An 18,061-nucleotide genomic window follows, 5' to 3' on the forward strand; every position below is an offset into this window, starting at 1 on the left:
TAGAACGATCCAGCCCGCCTGACCTGCAGCAGTGGGCCGGGTAAGGCCGTTTTTTTACCTCCTGTTAACAGTTTTGCTCTCTTATGCGGGCGCTGCGGCGTTGTTTGCCGCGCATGGTGAGTGGAATTTGGTAATGAGTGATGGGTCAGCGAAGCCTGGCGCCGGTGCGAATGCACGCGTGGCGGCAGAGCTGAAATCAAAATCGGAAAAAGAATCTGCAACGCTGCAGAACCAGGGCTCAACCGGTGGTGCCGACGCGCAGGTCGGCGCAGCCGGGGCATCGTTTCTGGGCGCTCTTTCCGTATTTGATCAGGCCGACGCTCAGACACAGATTCCCGAAGAAGATCCATCCTCCGCAAAACCCGAAGAACCGGGCGCAGCCCCTGCTTCTGGAGGTGAGTTTGCAGACATATCTGAAGCGGTCCAATCTGCAGCCGGGCCGGGCACAGGTGGTGTGCGGGCATCGGGCAACACCCCTGATACGCAGACGCCGCAAACATCCACTGCGCCTGCCGCACAGGCCGCTGGCACGGTGCCCCCTTCCCGATCAGAACCGGACGAACCGGAAGCACCTGAGGTATCCGCTGCCGCACAGGTTCAACCTGATACACCAGGTGAAACACAGCAATCTGCCCGCTCTGACGATGCCGCTGACACAGAAGCGGAAGCGACGATGGCAGCTCAGGAACCGGTACCACAGGGAGACGGCAACGATACATTTGTCATCGAGGACAACTTTGATGACGACACGATTGACGGTGGCGAAGATGGCCTGGATCAGGACAAAATTGATCTGGATGCGCTTTCCGGCCCTGTCACTGTCACCTACACCGGCGATGAGGCCGGACAGATCACGGACGGCACAAACACAATCACCTTCAACGGGATTGAGCAGCTCGACCTCACCGATTTTGCAGATGTTGTCATCGGTGGCGCTGACAGTGCAGGCATGCGCATTGACACCGGTGCGGGCAATGACACGGCCGGCGGCGGCGCGGGAGACGATTTCATCGCCGGACGGTCCGGAGATGATCAGATCAGCGGTGGCGCAGGCAATGACACCCTTTCTGGCGGCACAGGCGACGATCTGCTGATGGCTGATGGCGGCGATGACCTGCTTTCGGGTGGCGACGGATCAGACACGGTTTCATTTTCCGGCAACCGGGATGACTATACGATCACCGAAACAAGTGATGGCGTCACTGTCTCGGATAACCGGTCCGGTGCACCGGACGGTGACGATACCGTCACAGGGGCCGAAGTGTTCCGCTTCGCAGATGGTGACATTGCGGCAGCGATCGTGACAAACACAGCGCCCACAGACATCATTATGACGGGCGGCACAGTCAACGAGAGCGTGGATGACGGTGGTTCAATAACAGCCGCCTACGATCCATCCGGCGAAACGGTCGCAACACTTGCTACCGTCGATTCAAATGCCGGTAACACTCACACCTACAGCCTGGTGTCCGATCCATCCGGGAAATTCGAGATTGTGGGCAATGAGATCCGCGTCCGGGCGGGTCAGGACATCAATTTCGAAACCGACAGCAGCTTTAATCTCACCGTACGGACCTTCGATCAGGCCGGTGCAATCTATGACGAAGTTCTGACAATCAACGTCGTTGATTTTCAGGGTGCATACACCGCTGGGAACACCGGCGAGACAGTTACCGGCACATCTGAACAGGATTCCGTTTCGGGCGGGAACGGCAATGATGTGATTGACGGCGGTGACGGCAATGACACGATCTCAGCTGGTGAAGGCAACAACACGGTCTCGGGCGGTGCTGGCGATGACAGCCTGACATCCGGAGCAGGCGATGATCTTGTGTCGGGCGGCACCGGCAATGACACCGTCAACGCCGCAGGCGGAGACGATACCATTTCTGGCGGCACAGGCGACGACAGCCTGATCGGCGCTGCAGGAGATGACCAGATTGACGGCGGCACAGGGGCTGACACGCTGCTGGGCAGCGAAGGATCCGATAGCCTTGATGGCGGTGACGGAAACGACAGTCTGACCGGCGGTCAGGACAATGACAGCCTGTCCGGTGGTGCCGGGAATGATACGCTGATCGGTTCTGATGGCGCAGATACTCTGGACGGCGGTGCCGGCGATGACAGCATCCTCGGCGGAAATGACGCCGACACGCTGGTTCTGACAGACGGTTTCGGAAACGACACCTTCTCAGGCGGCGGTGGCGGCAATGACAGCGACGTCATCGATACGTCCGGCCTCTCTGGGCCCGTGACGGTCACCTACACCGGTGATGAGGAAGGGACGATCACGGATGGCTCGGACACCCTGACCTTCTCAGATGTTGAGCAGGTCATTCTGACGGACCAGAACGACAGCGTGGATGCAACCGCTGACGGCGTTGGCGTGATTGCCGAGGGCGGACGCGGAGAAGATACCCTGACCGGCGGCAGCGGAAACGATACCCTGATCGGTGGCGACCAGGGCGACAGCATATCCGGTGGTGCAGGTGACGATTCCATCACGATAGATGCGGTCACCAGCTTTGGCGACGACGATTGGGTCGATGGCGGCACGGGCAACGATACGATTGTCTCTTCTGAAAACGATGCCGGGTCGAGTGATACAGTCTTCGGCGGCGACGGTGATGATGTCATCAGCCTTGCCGGCGGCCGTAACGAAATCAGTGGCGGCGATGGACAGGATACTGTCACGGGCGGGCGGCACAGAGACACGATTGACGGCGGCAGTGGAAACGACTCTCTGCATGGCGGCGACGGGAATGATACAATCCGCAGCGGCACCGGCAACGACACCGTCGATGGTGGCAACGACGCCGATACGTTCATTCTCGAAGATGGTTTCGGCGATGACACGATCACCGGTGGAGAAGGCGGCACAGATGATGACGTCATCGACCTGTCGGGGCTGAGCGGCCCGGTCACGGTAACCTATACCGGTGATGAAGCCGGAACGATCACGGATGGGGCCGACACGATCACCTTCTCGGAAGTTGAGCGGCTGATCCTGACGGACGGCGCGGATGTGGTGGACGCAACCGCTGACACCCAGGGTGTGAACATTGATGCCGGTGATGGCGATGACGAGCTGGTGGCCTCAGCAGGGTCCGATACTCTCGAAGGCGGCTCAGGAAACGATACTTTTGTGATCACTGACACCTCCGGCACCGGCCACACCATACGTGGGGGTACGCAGGACGACGCGGTCGTTTTTGATGGCACGGAAGCGACCGTCAGTTTCACGGGTGATGGTCAGGGCACCTTTACAACCGCAGACGGCGGGTCCGGTACCTTTGAGAGCGTCGAGGAAGTTTTTGGCGTAAGCGGTGACAACGTCATTGATGCCAGCAGCGACAGCTCGGGCGTTCTGGTCTCCACCGAGGGTGGTGCAGACAGCGTGACCGGTGGCATTGGCGGCGACAATCTGTTCACAGGCGCGGGCGACGATACAGTTGCGGGCAATGACGGTGACGATGTGATCTGGTCCGGTACCGGCAGCGACAGCGTTGACGGAGGTGCAGGTGCGGACAATATCGATGCAGAGGCAGGGGACGACACCATTCTCGGCCAGACGGGCGACGATACCGTTTATGCCGGCGATGGAAACGATTCCATAGATGGCGGTGAAGGCGCCGACAGCCTGACTGGTGGCTGGGGCAACGACACACTTCTGGGCGGCGCGGGCAACGATACGATCACCGACTGGCATGGTGACGACTCAATCGACGCAGGCGATGGCGATGATTACGTTTCGGACACTTTTGGACGTGACAGCATCTATGGCGGTGCGGGTAATGACACGATTTTCTCAAGCGCATCAAACGACACAGTCGATGGCGGGGATGGCGACGATAGCATTCACGGTGGGAACAATGATGACGACCTGAGTGGCGGTGCCGACAATGACACCATCGACGGCGGAACGGGCAATGACACGCTGCGCGGAGATGCGGGCAATGATATACTCCGTGGCTCCTCCGGGAGTGACGTGCTCCAGGGGGTACCGGCGCCGACAATGTGGACGGCGGGAACGACGACGATACTATTATCGTTGAGGACGGCTTCGGAAATGACACGATCAGGGGCGGTGAGGGCGGCATCGACGACGATATGATCGACCTCTCGGCGCTTTCCGGCCCGGTCACCGTGACCTACACCGGCGACGAGGCAGGCGCGATTACCGATGGCACCGACACGATCACCTTCTCTGAAATAGAGCGGCTGATCCTGACGGATTTCGATGACAGCGTGGACGCAGGTTGGGATACTGCCGGTGTAAACATCGAAGGCAGAGGTGGAAACGACCACATTGAGGGCGGTGACGGAAAAGACACCCTCGATGGTGGTGAGGGTGATGACACATTCCTTGCGAGTTATGATGATGGCACCGGAGACATCTTCATTGGCGGAAACGGCAATGACACCTTCCAGATTGATGAGACTGATGTCAGGTTCTTCGATTTCGATATCGATCTTGTGGCCGGATCAGACCAATGGGGTAACAGCTATTCCGGTATCGAGACTGTTATCGGGGGATCCGGGAACGATACCCTTACAGGCGATGGCCAGGCGAATTACCTCTATGGCGGCGCCGGCGGCGCAGACCTGCTCGAAGGTGGCGGCGGGAACGATACTCTTGTCTATCGCGACTTTGACACCATTTACGGCGGCGCGGGCGACGACAGCATCACATACTTTGACGGGTCCGAAGACAACGTCCTCATTTATGGCGAAGACGGTAATGACCTGATCGAAGGCGGAAACCAGCGTCAGGAAATCTATGGCGGCGAAGGTAACGACACGATCATAGGCGGCAACGAGTTCGATACGACCGACAGCGATACGCTGGACGGCGGCGCCGGGAACGACAGCATCGTATCGGGAGCGACGACCACACCGCAGAATGCGTCCTGGCAGAGCAACGGCGACAGCATGGTCGGTGGTGCGGGCTTCGACACCCTGATCGGCGGAGTGGGCGACGATACGCTCGTTGGCGGAGAAGATGACGACTCGATGGAAGGCGGCGCAGGCGCCGACACCTTCATAGTCGAGGACGGGTTCGGCAACGATACGATCATCGGCGGAGAAGATACCACCTCGCCAGGTGGAAACGACGATGTGATCGACCTCTCGGGGCTCACGGGCCCGGTCACTGTGACCTACACGGGAGACGAGGCGGGAACGATCACTGATGGCACGAATACGATCACCTTCTCAGAGGTTGAGCGGCTGATTCTGACGGAACACGCGGACGTCGTAGATGCTCGTCTGGATACGGCCGGGATCGACATCACGGCGCTTGGCGGGGCCGATACCATCACGGGTGGCGACGGCGGCGACGTTATCAGCAGCGGCGATGGCGATGACCTCGTTTTTTCGGGTCATGGCGACGATACGGTGTTTGGCGAAGCCGGAAATGATACACTTTCTGACGGCCTTGATTTCGGAGAAGGCAGAGGCGCGGACCAGTTTTACGGCGGCGATGGCGAAGACGCGATTTACAGCGGCAGGGACGGTGATACGGTCGATGGTGGCGAGGATTCCGATACCGTTTATTTCCACGACCGCGACTCTGGCGCGACGAATGTCCTGACGGACAGCGGGACCACAGGCACGGACCAAATCGTGCTTGACTCGGGTCCGGGCACCTATGCCATGCAGGGTGATTTCTCGGCGGCGCAGGGCTTTGAGATCATCGACGGCAGTGCTGCTGCCGACGACACGCTGACGACAAACGACGCGAACGCCAATTTCGATTTCACCGGCATCACCCTGATCGACATCGACGAGATCGAGGGTACAAACAACAGCGATACGATCATTGGCTCAACGAGTGATGATTTCATTGATGGGCTCGACGGAAACGACTCCCTTGTCGGTGGCGCCGGCGATGACACGCTCGATGGCGATGGGGGTAACGACACCCTGGAAGGCGGCGCGGGCAACGATACTCTATACGCAGATGAAGGTGACGACAGTCTCCGCGGCGGTGACGGTGACGACGAACTTCGTTCGGGCACAGGCAATGACACGCTCGATGGTGGCGCGGACAATGACCGGTTCGACGTCGATGCCGACGATGGTGCAGTAACCGTCATTGGCGGCACAGGCGAAGACACGCTCGATTTCAATGAGGGTGCTATCGCGGGTTTCACTGCCAACTTCACCGGCGACGGCGCAGGCACCTTTACGTCTGCGGGCGGCGCAAGCGGAGAGTTCTCTGAGATCGAAGTGATCCGCGGCACCATCAACAACGACAGCATTGATGCAACGCTCGACTCTGATGGCGGCGTGTTCGACATGAACTCCGGCGACGACACCGTGCTGAGCGGGGCCGGTGACGACGCTGTGGATGCGGATTCAGGCGACGACTCGGTCGCAACCGGCGCAGGCGATGATACGGTCACTGGTGATTCCGGAGCGGACACCATCGCTGGTGGTGCCGGTGCTGACGTGCTCGACGGCGGCGACGATGCAGACAGTTTCCTCGTCGAGGACGGTTTCGGCAACGACACGATCACGGGCGGTGAAGGCGGCACAGATGACGATGTCGTTGATCTCTCCGCGCTGACCGGTCCGGTAACGGTCACCTATACCGGCGACGAGGCCGGCACAATTTCAGACGGCACCGACACGATCACATTCTCCGAGGTCGAGAGGTTAGTCCTGACAGATCAGGCCGATGTGGTGGATTCCACATCGGACAGTATCGGTGTATCTGTCGACGCAGGTGATGGAGCTGACACGGTCATTGGCGGCTCTGGTAGCGACACAATAGACGGCGGCCTCGGCTTTGACAGTATTTACGGCGAAGCAGGGGACGACGTGCTTCATACCGGTGCAGGAGGTGCGCGTATTTTTGGCGGTACCGGCAGCGATACCGTTTATGCAACCGATGGTGCGGGCTATGCCAATATTCGCCTTGGAGATGGGATCGGTGACGCCGATGTCGTCTACGCATATGCAGATTCCCACCAAGTCTACCTCGACACGGACGATTCTGTCTTTGGTGACAACGCGGCGAACTACCTTGAAGTCCGCTATGATGCGGCGGGTGGCTCCGCGACGTTGGCCGACGGGACGAACTTCTCACTGGTTGACGAGTTTTACCTAGACGACGGTGACTATGTGATTGACCTGACGACCGCGAGCCATGGTACCAACGTTTTTGTAACCGGCGGCACGGTCGGCAGTGAGATCATCGGCTCAGCACATGATGACTGGATCGAAGGAGATCTCGGCGACGATACGCTGCGCGGCGGCGCTGGCAACGACTACATCGCCGGAGATGACTCTGGCGACACCGGCAACGACGTTCTCGAAGGCGGTGCGGGCAATGATTACATTGTCGGCGGTGGCGGGGAAGACCTGATCTCTGGCGGAACGGGAAATGATACTCTCCTCGGGGGCGATGACGCCGACACTTTCATTGTCGCGGACAGCTTCGGCAACGACACCATCACCGGCGGCGAAGGCGGCACGGATGATGACTTTATCGACCTTTCCGCCCTGACCGGCCCGGTCACGGTGACATACACCGGCAACGAAGCAGGGACGATCACCGATGGCTCCGATACGATCACCTTCTCCGAGATTGAACGTCTCGTCCTGACGGACCAGGCGGATGTGGTGGATGCCTCGGCGGACAACGTCGGGATCACGCTCGATGCCGGTGCCGGCAATGACACCATTACTGGCACAAATCAGGAAGACTCGATCTTTGGCGGTGCCGGTGACGACGTAATCTACAGCAAGCGGGACAATGACACCGTGGACGGTGGTGAAGGGTCGGACATCGTGTTCCTGAACTCCACTGATGGGGGTGCGCCCAATACGCTGACAGACAGCGGCACATCCGGTACGGACAGAATTGTCCTGGAAGATGACGGTTCAAACGACACGTACCGCATCCAGAGCACATTCTCTGCCGCTGATGGCTTCGAGATCATTGATGGCAGCGCAATTTCCGGCGAGGAGCTGGGCACCAGATGGGCGGCAGCCGATTTCGATTTCACCGGTGTGACGCTGATCGGTGTTGACGAAATTATCGGCACCAGCAGCAATGATACAATTGTCGGATCCGGAGGGGACGACAAAATCTCCGGCCTTGATGGCAATGACATCCTGTCCGGTGGTGCGGGCAATGATACGCTCACAGGCGGAGAAGGCAGTGATCTTATAAACGGTGGCGATGATGCTGATCTGATCTATGTGTCTTCCACCACTTCCGGGACCGATACCATTGACGGTGGCGAAGGTGGTACAGACAACGATACGCTCTCTGGCGCCGGTGAAAGCACCAATGGGATGCGCGTCGTGTTTTCCGGCAACGAAGCGGGTGACGTCACCGTTGGTTCCGGAACGGCCGGTTTCACCAATATCGAAAACATCGAAGGCACGGCATTCGATGACACCATCGATGCCTGGAACGATTCCAGTGGTCTGGGCCTGAATACCGGCGACGGGAACGACTACGTTTCGGGAGGCGACGGGTCCGATACAATTGACGGCGGCGGTGGAAATGACACCCTTTATGGTAATGGCGGCGACGACCTGATTAACGGTGGCGACGGGAACGATGTGATCCAGGGCAGATGGGGAGATGACACGATCGATGCCGGCGCTGGTGATGACCGCATTGAGATATCCGAATCTGCTGAAACGGATTCCGTCGACGGCGGCGCAGGGACCGATGTCCTTGACTTTGTCGGCTGGGAAAACCTCAATGTCGCCTTCACCGGGGACGGCGCGGGCTCCTATAATTACACCGGCTCCGGCGGCGCGGACGGCACCTTCACGGGAATCGAAGCCATTGACGGCACCTACTACGATGACACGGTTGACCTCGGCGGTCACACCTCCGGCGCGTCGGTCTTCACAAATGACGGTGACGACCAGATTATCGGCGGATCGGGGGATGATTTCCTCTCTGGCGGCTCCGGCAATGATGCCTTTACCGTCGCGGCCATGCAGGGCAACGACACAGTAGACGGTGGCAGCTCATGGACTGATGTGCTTCAGCTGGACGGCATAGGCGCTGGTGCAACCTCCGTCAGCGGTGACACCGTGGATGGGGACGGCTGGACGCTCGTGCTGGACGGAGGACACAGCGTCACGTCTCTCAACAGTGGCGTCCTGGAACTTTCGAGCGACGCATCCGGTATCGTCACCTTCGATGATGGCGGATCAGTTTCCTTCACCGACCTTGAACGTGTCACCTGGTGAACGCACTGAATTAGCTTAAATTTAAGGTCTGATGGCTACTAAGCTGTGTCTGGAGCAGCTTAATGAGTGAACTGTCAGTACTGAGATCTGTAACATGGGACCCGGCGATCCTTGCGGCGTCGCTGGTCGCAAATCTGTTGTCACTGGCCGTGCCGCTGGCAATGCTCCAGATATACGACCGTGTCATCCCCAATCAGGCACACGAAACACTGATCGTGCTGGCGGCAATGGTCGCAGCAGCACTCATAATTGATGCAGCATTGCGCCTGTCACGCGCGCGCCTGCTGGCCTTCTTCGCCGCGCGGTTTGAGGAGCGTGCGTACAAAAGGACTTTCTGGTCCCTGATCATGGAAGACCCCGCGAAGCGACGAAAAGTGGACAGTGGCACGCTGGTAACACAGATGACGGCCATAGACCGCTTGCGGAGCCAGCGCGCAGATGGCGCTGCCGCGGCAATGCTTGATCTGCCTTTCGCGGGCATTTTTCTTTTGGTTATGGCGGTTCTGTCTCCCATCGTGGCGCTGACGGTGACCATCACACTGCTGATCACATTCGTCGTACTCGGTTATCTGAGACGCAGGATTGATTATTCACGCCATGAACGCCTGGAGACAGAAGCGCGGCGTTACAGTTTTTTCAGCGAAGTTCTGGAAGGGATCCGGTCTGTGCGCGCCCTCCAGATCGGCGAACTGATGAATCGGAGGCAGGAACGCCTGCTGGCACGCTCGGCAACACAGACCCGCGACATGACCCGGGGAATCCATCAGGCCCAGGGTCTGACCGCAGCAATCGGAAACCTCGTTCCTCTCGTGACGGCCGCAACGGCTGGATACCTCGTGGTGAACGGACAGGCCAGTATTGGCGTCCTTGCTGCCGTGGTCGTGCTCAGTGGCCGGATCGTGCAGCCCGTCCTGCGGGTAGAAGGATATCTCTCGGGTCTCGAAAGCACACGGCAAAGCACACAGGACTTTCAGGCTCTGGCTGAGTTACCGCAGCGGGAAAACGGCCTGCTGCCATTGCCCGCGGTGAAAACGCTGGAATTCAGAAATGTTACCACCCTCCCCGCCAACGATACGGACATTGTTCTGAAGAATATCAACCTCTGTCTTCGGCCCGGGCACTGCCTTTTGCTGCGCAGTGAAGAGCAAAGTAGAGTAGCTGCCGCTGTGCGCCTCTTCCTGGGTGAACTCGCGCTGGATGAAGGCACAATCGAAGTGAACGGTAGAGCACTGGAAAACTACAGGCTTCAGGACCGGCAGGACCGGATCCGCCTGCTGTCGGAAGACTCCCATCTGCTGGAAGGCAGCATTTTCAGCAATATCTGCGCCTTTCGGCCCGAGAAAAACCGGGATGCCGCCCTCACTCTGGCCCGGGATCTCGGGCTGCAGAAAATCATGCGGCAGAGCCCAAAAGGGCTGCTGACACAGGTCCGCGCGGACAATGATGGTTTGCCACAATCAGCACAAAGGATCGCAACCAATATCTGCGGTCTGGTGACCTCGCCTGATGTTGTCGTCTTCCAGACTGCTAACTCAGGGCTCGACCACGAAACCGACCAGAAAATGCTGAACTGGCTCAAAGGGCGGTCGGCAGATCACATTCTGATCCTCGTCACCAACCGGCCTTCCTATATGGCACTTGCCACGCATACGCTGGACCTGCTGTCCAGCGGCTCTCCAGTACTGGCGGAGATGTGAGGCGATGGAAAAGCTCATGCTCCGGCAGGAACACCGGGTCAACGCTCAGGACCAGCCAGAACCCTTTCTCCTGACCTCTGGACATCGGGTATCAAAACCGTCACCTGCAAGCCGCGCCCGTTTCAGCAGCTGGGACTACGACGCGCTGCTGGATGGGTTGATCTCAGGGGCAATCTCCGGGCAACCGATGAATGGCCAGGATGCATATATACTGCTGAACCTGCTGGAAAAACTGGCCTGGCCTCCTGATGCCGGGCGACTCGCGGCAGCGATGCCCTATCTGATTGACCGGCTGGACCCATCATCAATGCGCACCCTGCTGCTGAACCTTGGCTTCAGTTGCCGGACAAGGCGCGTGACACCGGCACAGTTTCTGCGCCAGAAATCAGCTGGCGTATATGTCAGCTCCGACAACCGGCTTTGGCTGCCGGACCGGGGCGAAGTTTCAGGTTATGCCGCGACACGCCCCACGTCCGGGAGTGCAGCTGCGGAAAACCGCGCGCTGTCGGCCCGAAAGCGCTGCCATTTCATTGACTTTGCGCCAGACACAGAAGCATCCGCAGGGGAAAACACCGCGCCGGCAGAAAGCTTCACGTTTGAAACGTTCTCCCGTTTCGCGCCAGATCTGCGCCTCGTCCTTTTGCTGACGATCATCAGCGGTGCACTGACCGTAACGTTTTCGGTTATGGTGATTTTTCTCTTTGATTTGGTTGTCACCGGACAACAACCAACTGTCATAGCGGCGGTGCTTATCGCGGCGACCGGCCTTTTTGCTTTCGACCTGACATTCCGCATGATCAAAGCACGTTTGCTTGGGCGCATTTCCGGACGGTTTGAATATCTGATCGGAAGTGCCCTTTTCCGCAAGCTGCTGCGGCTTCCACGGAGGATGATTGATCAGGCCCCGATCAGCGAGCAGACAGTGCGCCTGCGCGAACTGGAAGGTTTACGGGATGTCTTCGCAGGCCCCTTTGCCATTGTGGCGCTCGAACTTCCCGTTTCTTTTCTGCTGCTTGCAGCGATTGCGTTTCTGTCTCCGGCGCTGGCGCTCGTCATTGTGGCAATAGTTGTGCTCTTCTTTTTCGCAGGCTTATCGCTTGTACCCGCACTGATCAGGCGTGCAGGCGCATTGTCTGCAGCGCGCAACAGATTAACGCGCCGCCAGATGGAACTTGTCCGCAAACGCGAATTTATCGCCCGGAACGGCCTGGCATGGCCATGGGCAGAAAGCAGTCAGCGCGCGCTGAACAGCGTGGTACTGGCGAGATACCGTCTCGCAAGAAGCGCGTCGCGGCTGGAGGCTTTGTCCTATGTCTTTGTGCCCCTTGCGGCCAGCTCGGTCATTTTTTTGGGCGCCGAAAGAGCCATAGCCGGCGCCCTGAGTGGTGGCGAACTGGTCGCGGTAACGATGCTGGCCTGGCGTGCGCTTGCACCACTGCAACAGGGCTTGCTCATTCTGCCAAAATCCAAAGACCTCATGCGACTGTTCCAGCAGGTCGATACGATGATAAGATTTGCAGAGGATGACAGCCCGGCGGATATCGGAAGGGAAAAGCATCAGGATGCCCGGCTGACTGCATCCAACGTGTTTTTGCGCGGTCCAAACGCTCATATACCAACGCTCGCAGGTGTGAGCCTTGATATACCCAAAGGACTGTTTGTGTCCGTGATCGGCGCATCAGGATCGGGAAAGTCTGCCCTGCTCGGCGTCCTGTCCGGTCAGATACAGCCACAGGCAGGAAGCGTTCGTCTTGGCACGGTGAGCCTTCCTGAAATGTCGAACCGCGTGCTCGGTCACAATATCATGTTCGTTCCGCAGAAGCCCATGCTGATCTATGGCACAATTGCGCAGAACCTGCGGTTCGTTGACCCACTGATATCAGATGATCAGATAGCGGACGTCATTCATGAGGTTGGCCTCTCCAGAATGGTAAACAGTTTGCCCAATGGGTCACAAACCAGGATCGATCCCAGCGTTGATGCCGTCACTCTGTCTGGCGGAGTACGGACAGCGGTCGCTGTCGCACAGGCATTGCTTCTGAAGCCCGCAGTTCTGTTGCTTGATGAAGCTTCAGAAGATGTCGATCCGGTCATTGATCGCGCCATTGAAAATGCTCTCAAAAGTCGGCGCGGGGAAATGACCAGTCTCGTCGTCACGCACCGGCCAAGCCTGATCCGTTCCTCTGATGCGGTAGTTCGCATCGCTGAAGGGCGAACACAGTTCAGGATGTTAGAAGAAGTTCAGAAAGAAGCATCATGACACGCTCTGAAAAGCCTGAAAACGCCACACGAAAGAACCAGGAGCAGACAATTCAGAACGCTGCTGGCCCAGAGATTTCGACCCACTCTGCGCTCGATGAAGTACGTGACAGCAACGCAGCCAGGCTTACAGTCGGTGCCTGCACTGCAAGTGTTGTTTTTGCTCTGACCTGGGCTGCACAGGTTACCGTCGAAGAAAAAGTTTCTGGCACCGGTACCATCGAAACGCAGGGGCACATCGAGCGTATCGAACACCCCGATGGCGGTGTCGTCAAGGAACTGGTGGCAGATCGAAACGCGATGCTTGCCCCTGGCAGCACGGTGTTGCGCTTTGACACGGCTCATCTTCAGCGGGAAGCTACGGCCTTACGCGCCCGTATCGAAACGCTGGAAAACGAAGCTGACAGAGTTCGGTTTTTACTTAACGCAGATGGCCGGCAACTGCCCGAAAATCAGAATACCGGCGATCCGGCGTCAGAGGCTTTCTGGGCCGAGCAGATGTTTCTGGTCGCGCAACTCGATAGAATTTCCGCGGAAGACGAAAGAATTCTCGCCCAGATCCGCAATACGGCCGCGCGCGCGGATATCATCCGCGACGAGCAGCAGATCGTTAAATCCCAGCTGGTTCGGTTCGACCGTTTCAAAGACAACGGCACAGTACGACTGATTGACCGGGAACGCCTGCAGCGGGAGGCATTACAACTGCGCAGAAGCGTTGAAGAAACGGAAGGTCGCAGGGTAGATCTCGAATCCACGCGCCAGGAGAACCTGCTTCAGAGAAGCGAGCTACTTGCGCAAAGACGACGGGATGCGGCGGTCAGATGGACAAAGATCAATGAAGAGCTTGTAACGCTCCGACAGGCGGCGGCAGACGCGGCAGCGCGGATTGCCCGCTCTGACGTTCGGACTGTTGTCGGAGGTCAGGTTCACAGTCTGGAGGTGCTGCGTGCAAATGAGGTCGTCGCGCCAGGCGACGTCATCGCGGAAATCGTGCCTTCGGGTGCAGCGTACCGCGCTGTCGTAAACGTTTCAGCGGACCGCATTGGGTCAATCCGCGCAGGCATGAACGTCAGCCTCAAGATCATGAGTTTTGATTTTACCCGGTTTGGGGCAATATCGGCCAGCGTTTCGGAAGTTTCTCCGACCAGTTTCACTGCGGATACAGGAGAAGTGGTCTATCGCGTCACTGTAGACTTACCATCAGGCGGGTCAGCCGGGCTTTCGGATGTGTCCGTTCGACCGGGAATGACTGTCACAGCGGATATACTTACCGGCGAGCGTTCCATTCTCAGCTACCTTTTGCATCCGGTTCGGAAAATTCAGGACCAGTCACTGTCCGAGACATAGCAAACGAGGCACGGGCGTCTTTACCAGAATCCTGACATAGGCCCAAACCAATGTGGCCGCATAAATTTGACGAGTTTACCTGACCAGCGTTTTTTGCCGCCGCTGTAGTGCCAACGCAATCAATGTCGGAAGACGTCACCTCGTATCGCGAATTAACAGGCACCGATTTTAGATCATGAGCCGCTGCTGTACTTCCTCGTTGAACAGAAAACGCGCAAAGATGAACCCGGGAGACTGACTGTGCCAGCTGGCCGCAAAAAACTAATTTGCCAAACAAAAAAAACCCGCCGGTAAACGGCGGGGGTTTTTGGTTGCGGGAGTAGGATTTGAACCTACGACCTTCAGGTTATGAGCCTGACGAGCTACCGGGCTGCTCCATCCCGCGCCAATTTGGGCTGCCTCAGTCCAGTTCTGATATGAGGCGCATCGAAAGAGAGATACGATCAGAGGTTTTGCTAGGTTTGGCGATGACCTACTCTCCCACGCCTTAAGACGCAGTACCATCGGCGCTACAGTGCTTAACTGCCAGGTTCGGGATGGGGCTGGGTGTTTCACTTGCGCTATGATCACCAAACCATGAAAAACCTCTGTCCAAGTCGCGTACGACTGTGTGCTGTGTATGCTTTTGAACCTTATAGAAAATCTCTCTTCTACTGGATCAAATCAAGCCTATCGGGCAATTAGTACCAGTCAACTGAACACATTGCTGTGCTTACATCTCTGGCCTATCGACGAGGTGGTCTACCTCGGCCCTCAGGGATACCTTGTTTTGAGGGGGCTTCCCGCTTAGATGCCTTCAGCGGTTATCCTTTCCGATCATAGCTACCCTGCACTGCTGCTGGCGCAACAACAGGTCCACCAGTGGATCGTTCACCCCGGTCCTCTCGTACTAGGGGCAACTCCTCTCAAGTATCCTACACCCACGGAAGATAGGGACCGAACTGTCTCACGACGTTCTAAACCCAGCTCACGTACCTCTTTAAACGGCGAACAGCCGTACCCTTGGGACCTGCTCCAGCCCCAGGATGAGATGAGCCGACATCGAGGTGCCAAACACTGCCGTCGATATGGACTCTTGGGCAGTATCAGCCTGTTATCCCCGGCGTACCTTTTATCCGTTGAGCGATGGCCCTCCCACTTGGGACCACCGGATCACTATGGCCGTCTTTCGACTCTGCTCGACTTGTCAGTCTCGCAGTCAGGCTGGCTTCTGCCATTGCACTCAACGAGCGATTTCCGACCGCTCTGAGCCAACCTTCGCGCGCCTCCGTTACGCTTTAGGAGGCGACCGCCCCAGTCAAACTACCCGCCACACAGGGTCCCGGATCCGGATAACGGACCGCGGTTAGACATCAAGCAAAGCAAGGGTGGTATCTCAAGGGAGGCTCCACAGAAACTGGCGTTCCTGCTTCAAAGCCCACCACCTATCCTGCACATGCTTGGCCTGATGCCAGTGTGAAGCTGTAGTAAAGGTGCACGGGGTCTTTCCGTCTAACCGCGGGAAACCTGCATCTTGACAGGTAATTCAATTTCGCTGAGTCGATGTTGGAGACAGCGGGGAAGTCGTTACGCCATTCGTGCAGGTCGGAACTTACCCGACAAGGAATTTCGCTACCTTAGGACCGTTATAGTTACGGCCGCCGTTTACCTGGGCTTCAATTCAGAGCTCTCACCCCTCCTTTTAACCTTCAGGCACCGGGCAGGCGTCAGACCCTATACGTCGTCTTGCGACTTCGCAGAGCCCTGTGTTTTTAATAAACAGTCGCCACCCCCTGGTTTGTGCCCCCAGCCAATACTTGCGTAGAAACTGGGCCTCCTTCTCGCGAACTTACGGAGGTATTTTGCCGAGTTCCTTCAACATCGTTCTCTCAAGCGCCTTGGTATGCTCTACCAGTCCACCTGTGTCGGTTTAGGGTACGATCTTATGATGGAGCTATTTCCAGGAACCTCTGAGCGGCCCATCCAATCCGATAAGGATGAACAACCTTCGAGATCCGTCACTTCCATCTGGCCCAGGAATATTAACCTGGTTCCCATCGACTACGCCTTTCGGCCTCGCCTTAGGGGTCGGCTTACCCTGCTCAGATTAGCTTTAAGCAGGAACCCTTGGACTTTCGGCGAGAGTGTCTCTCACACTCTTTGTCGCTACTCATGTCATCATTCTCACTAGTGATCTCTCCACCGGATCGCTCACGCGCCGGCTTCACAGAAAACTCCGCGTCTCCAATACCCCGAAGGGTTAAGGAGACATGGAATTATGTCACACTACGCTCTGCTACCATGCAATAAATGCATCCTAAGCTTCGGCTCATGGCTTGAGCCCCGTTACATCTTCGCCGCAGGACAACTTATTTAGACCAGTGAGCTGTTACGCTATCTTTAAAGGATGGCTGCTTCTAAGCCAACCTCCTGGTTGTTTTGGTCGTCCCACCTGCTTTCCCACTTAGCCATGAATTAGGGGCCTTAGCTGTAGGTCAGGGTTGTTTCCCTCTCCACGACGGACGTTAGCATTCGCCGTGTGTCTGCCATCTAGTACTCCTCGGTATTCGGAGTTTGGTTAGGATCAGTAAGCCTGTGGGGCCCCATTACCCATCCAGTGCTCTACCCCCGAGGGTATTCGGATGACGCTCTACCTAAATAGATTTCGCAGAGAACCAGCTATCTCCGAGTTTGATTGGCCTTTCACCCCTAGGCACAGCTCATCCCGATCCTTTTCAACGGATGTGGGTTCGGTCCTCCAGTAAGTGTTACCTTACCTTCAACCTGGCCATGCCTAGATCACTCGGTTTCGGGTCTGATCCCACGAACTCGACGCCCTATTAAGACTCGCTTTCGCTGCGCCTACACCTAACGGCTTAAGCTTGCTCGTGAGACCAAGTCGATGACCCATTATACAAAAGGTACGCCGTCACAAGACTGGAGATCAATTTGGATTTCTTCAGAAACCGATGGTATAGCGCAACGCCAACGTTTCATTGCCGGGGTTGATATCCTCGATGTCTGCATTTGACCGATGGTCGATGGCCAGTGAAATGCTGCTCGTTTCGGTCAGCCTGTAGCCGACACCGAGAAGCGTCCTGAACTGAACGTTTCCGCCCAGATCACTGCCGTCAGACCCTTCGTCGTAGTAACCGGGCATAAAGCTGCCTTCTACGAACCACGGCCCGGTCCCGATGGACCATTCCGCATGGACACCAATGCCGAGGAAGATGTCACCATCTCCATCAACCTGACCTGCCGCTGCAAATGAGTAATCAGCACGTTCACCATCATAGAACGGATCTGCGTGATACTCGATAACAACCGCTCCGGTTGTAGTGTCTGTTTGGTCAAAGACATCATCTATGCCTAAGCCGATGACATAGTCACCTGCAAAAGCGGTTGATGTTGTCAGTGTGAAAGTCAGTATGGAAGCAAAATATTTCATAGCTTCCAATGACATCCAAATTGAACTCCAGTCAAGCTCCGACTGATTGTAGGCGTTCGGTTTCAGGTACTGTTTCACTCCCCTCGTCGGGGTGCTTTTCACCTTT

Annotated in this window: 5 protein-coding genes, 1 tRNA gene and 2 rRNA genes (1 of these 8 cut by a window edge); 5 read left to right on the forward strand and 3 right to left on the reverse strand. The window is 57.2% G+C overall.

Annotated features, from left to right (window positions below; genetic code table 11):
* The first annotated feature begins 133 nt into the window (after positions 1–133).
* From ACZ1HA_RS15265 to ACZ1HA_RS15285, 5 genes are all read left to right on the forward strand, one after another.
* Complete coding sequence (locus tag ACZ1HA_RS15265; protein ID WP_472714490.1) at positions 134–4,114, forward strand: beta strand repeat-containing protein; 3,981 nt, start codon at positions 134–136, stop codon at positions 4,112–4,114.
* A complete protein-coding gene (locus ACZ1HA_RS15270) occupies positions 4,018–9,225 on the forward strand; it encodes a beta strand repeat-containing protein (protein WP_472714491.1) in 5,208 nt (1,735 codons plus the stop codon). Before ACZ1HA_RS15265 ends, ACZ1HA_RS15270 begins: the two co-directional genes overlap by 97 nt.
* A gap of 62 nt (positions 9,226–9,287) precedes the next feature.
* On the forward strand, positions 9,288–10,922 hold the full coding sequence (locus ACZ1HA_RS15275) for an ABC transporter transmembrane domain-containing protein (protein WP_472714492.1): 1,635 nt from the start codon (positions 9,288–9,290) through the stop codon (positions 10,920–10,922).
* Between the two features lie 16 nt (positions 10,923–10,938).
* On the forward strand, positions 10,939–13,182 hold the full coding sequence (locus ACZ1HA_RS15280) for an ATP-binding cassette domain-containing protein (protein ID WP_472714493.1): 2,244 nt from the start codon (positions 10,939–10,941) through the stop codon (positions 13,180–13,182).
* Positions 13,179–14,528 (forward strand): beta-barrel domain-containing protein, encoded by a 1,350-nt coding sequence (locus ACZ1HA_RS15285; RefSeq protein WP_472714494.1) that lies wholly within the window; start codon positions 13,179–13,181, stop codon positions 14,526–14,528. Before ACZ1HA_RS15280 ends, ACZ1HA_RS15285 begins: the two co-directional genes overlap by 4 nt.
* Positions 14,529–14,836: 308 nt before the next feature.
* On the opposite strand, the gene ACZ1HA_RS15290 is transcribed toward ACZ1HA_RS15285, so the two are convergent.
* From ACZ1HA_RS15290 to ACZ1HA_RS15300, 3 genes are all read right to left on the reverse strand, one after another.
* Positions 14,837–14,913, reverse strand: a tRNA-Met gene (locus ACZ1HA_RS15290).
* A 74-nt stretch (positions 14,914–14,987) separates the two neighbouring features.
* Positions 14,988–15,102 (reverse strand): 5S ribosomal RNA (gene rrf, locus ACZ1HA_RS15295).
* An 85-nt stretch (positions 15,103–15,187) separates the two neighbouring features.
* Positions 15,188–18,061: ribosomal RNA gene (locus ACZ1HA_RS15300) — 23S ribosomal RNA — on the reverse strand; it runs 493 nt beyond the window's last position.

This window comes from Roseobacter sp. S87 (assembly GCF_055693285.1).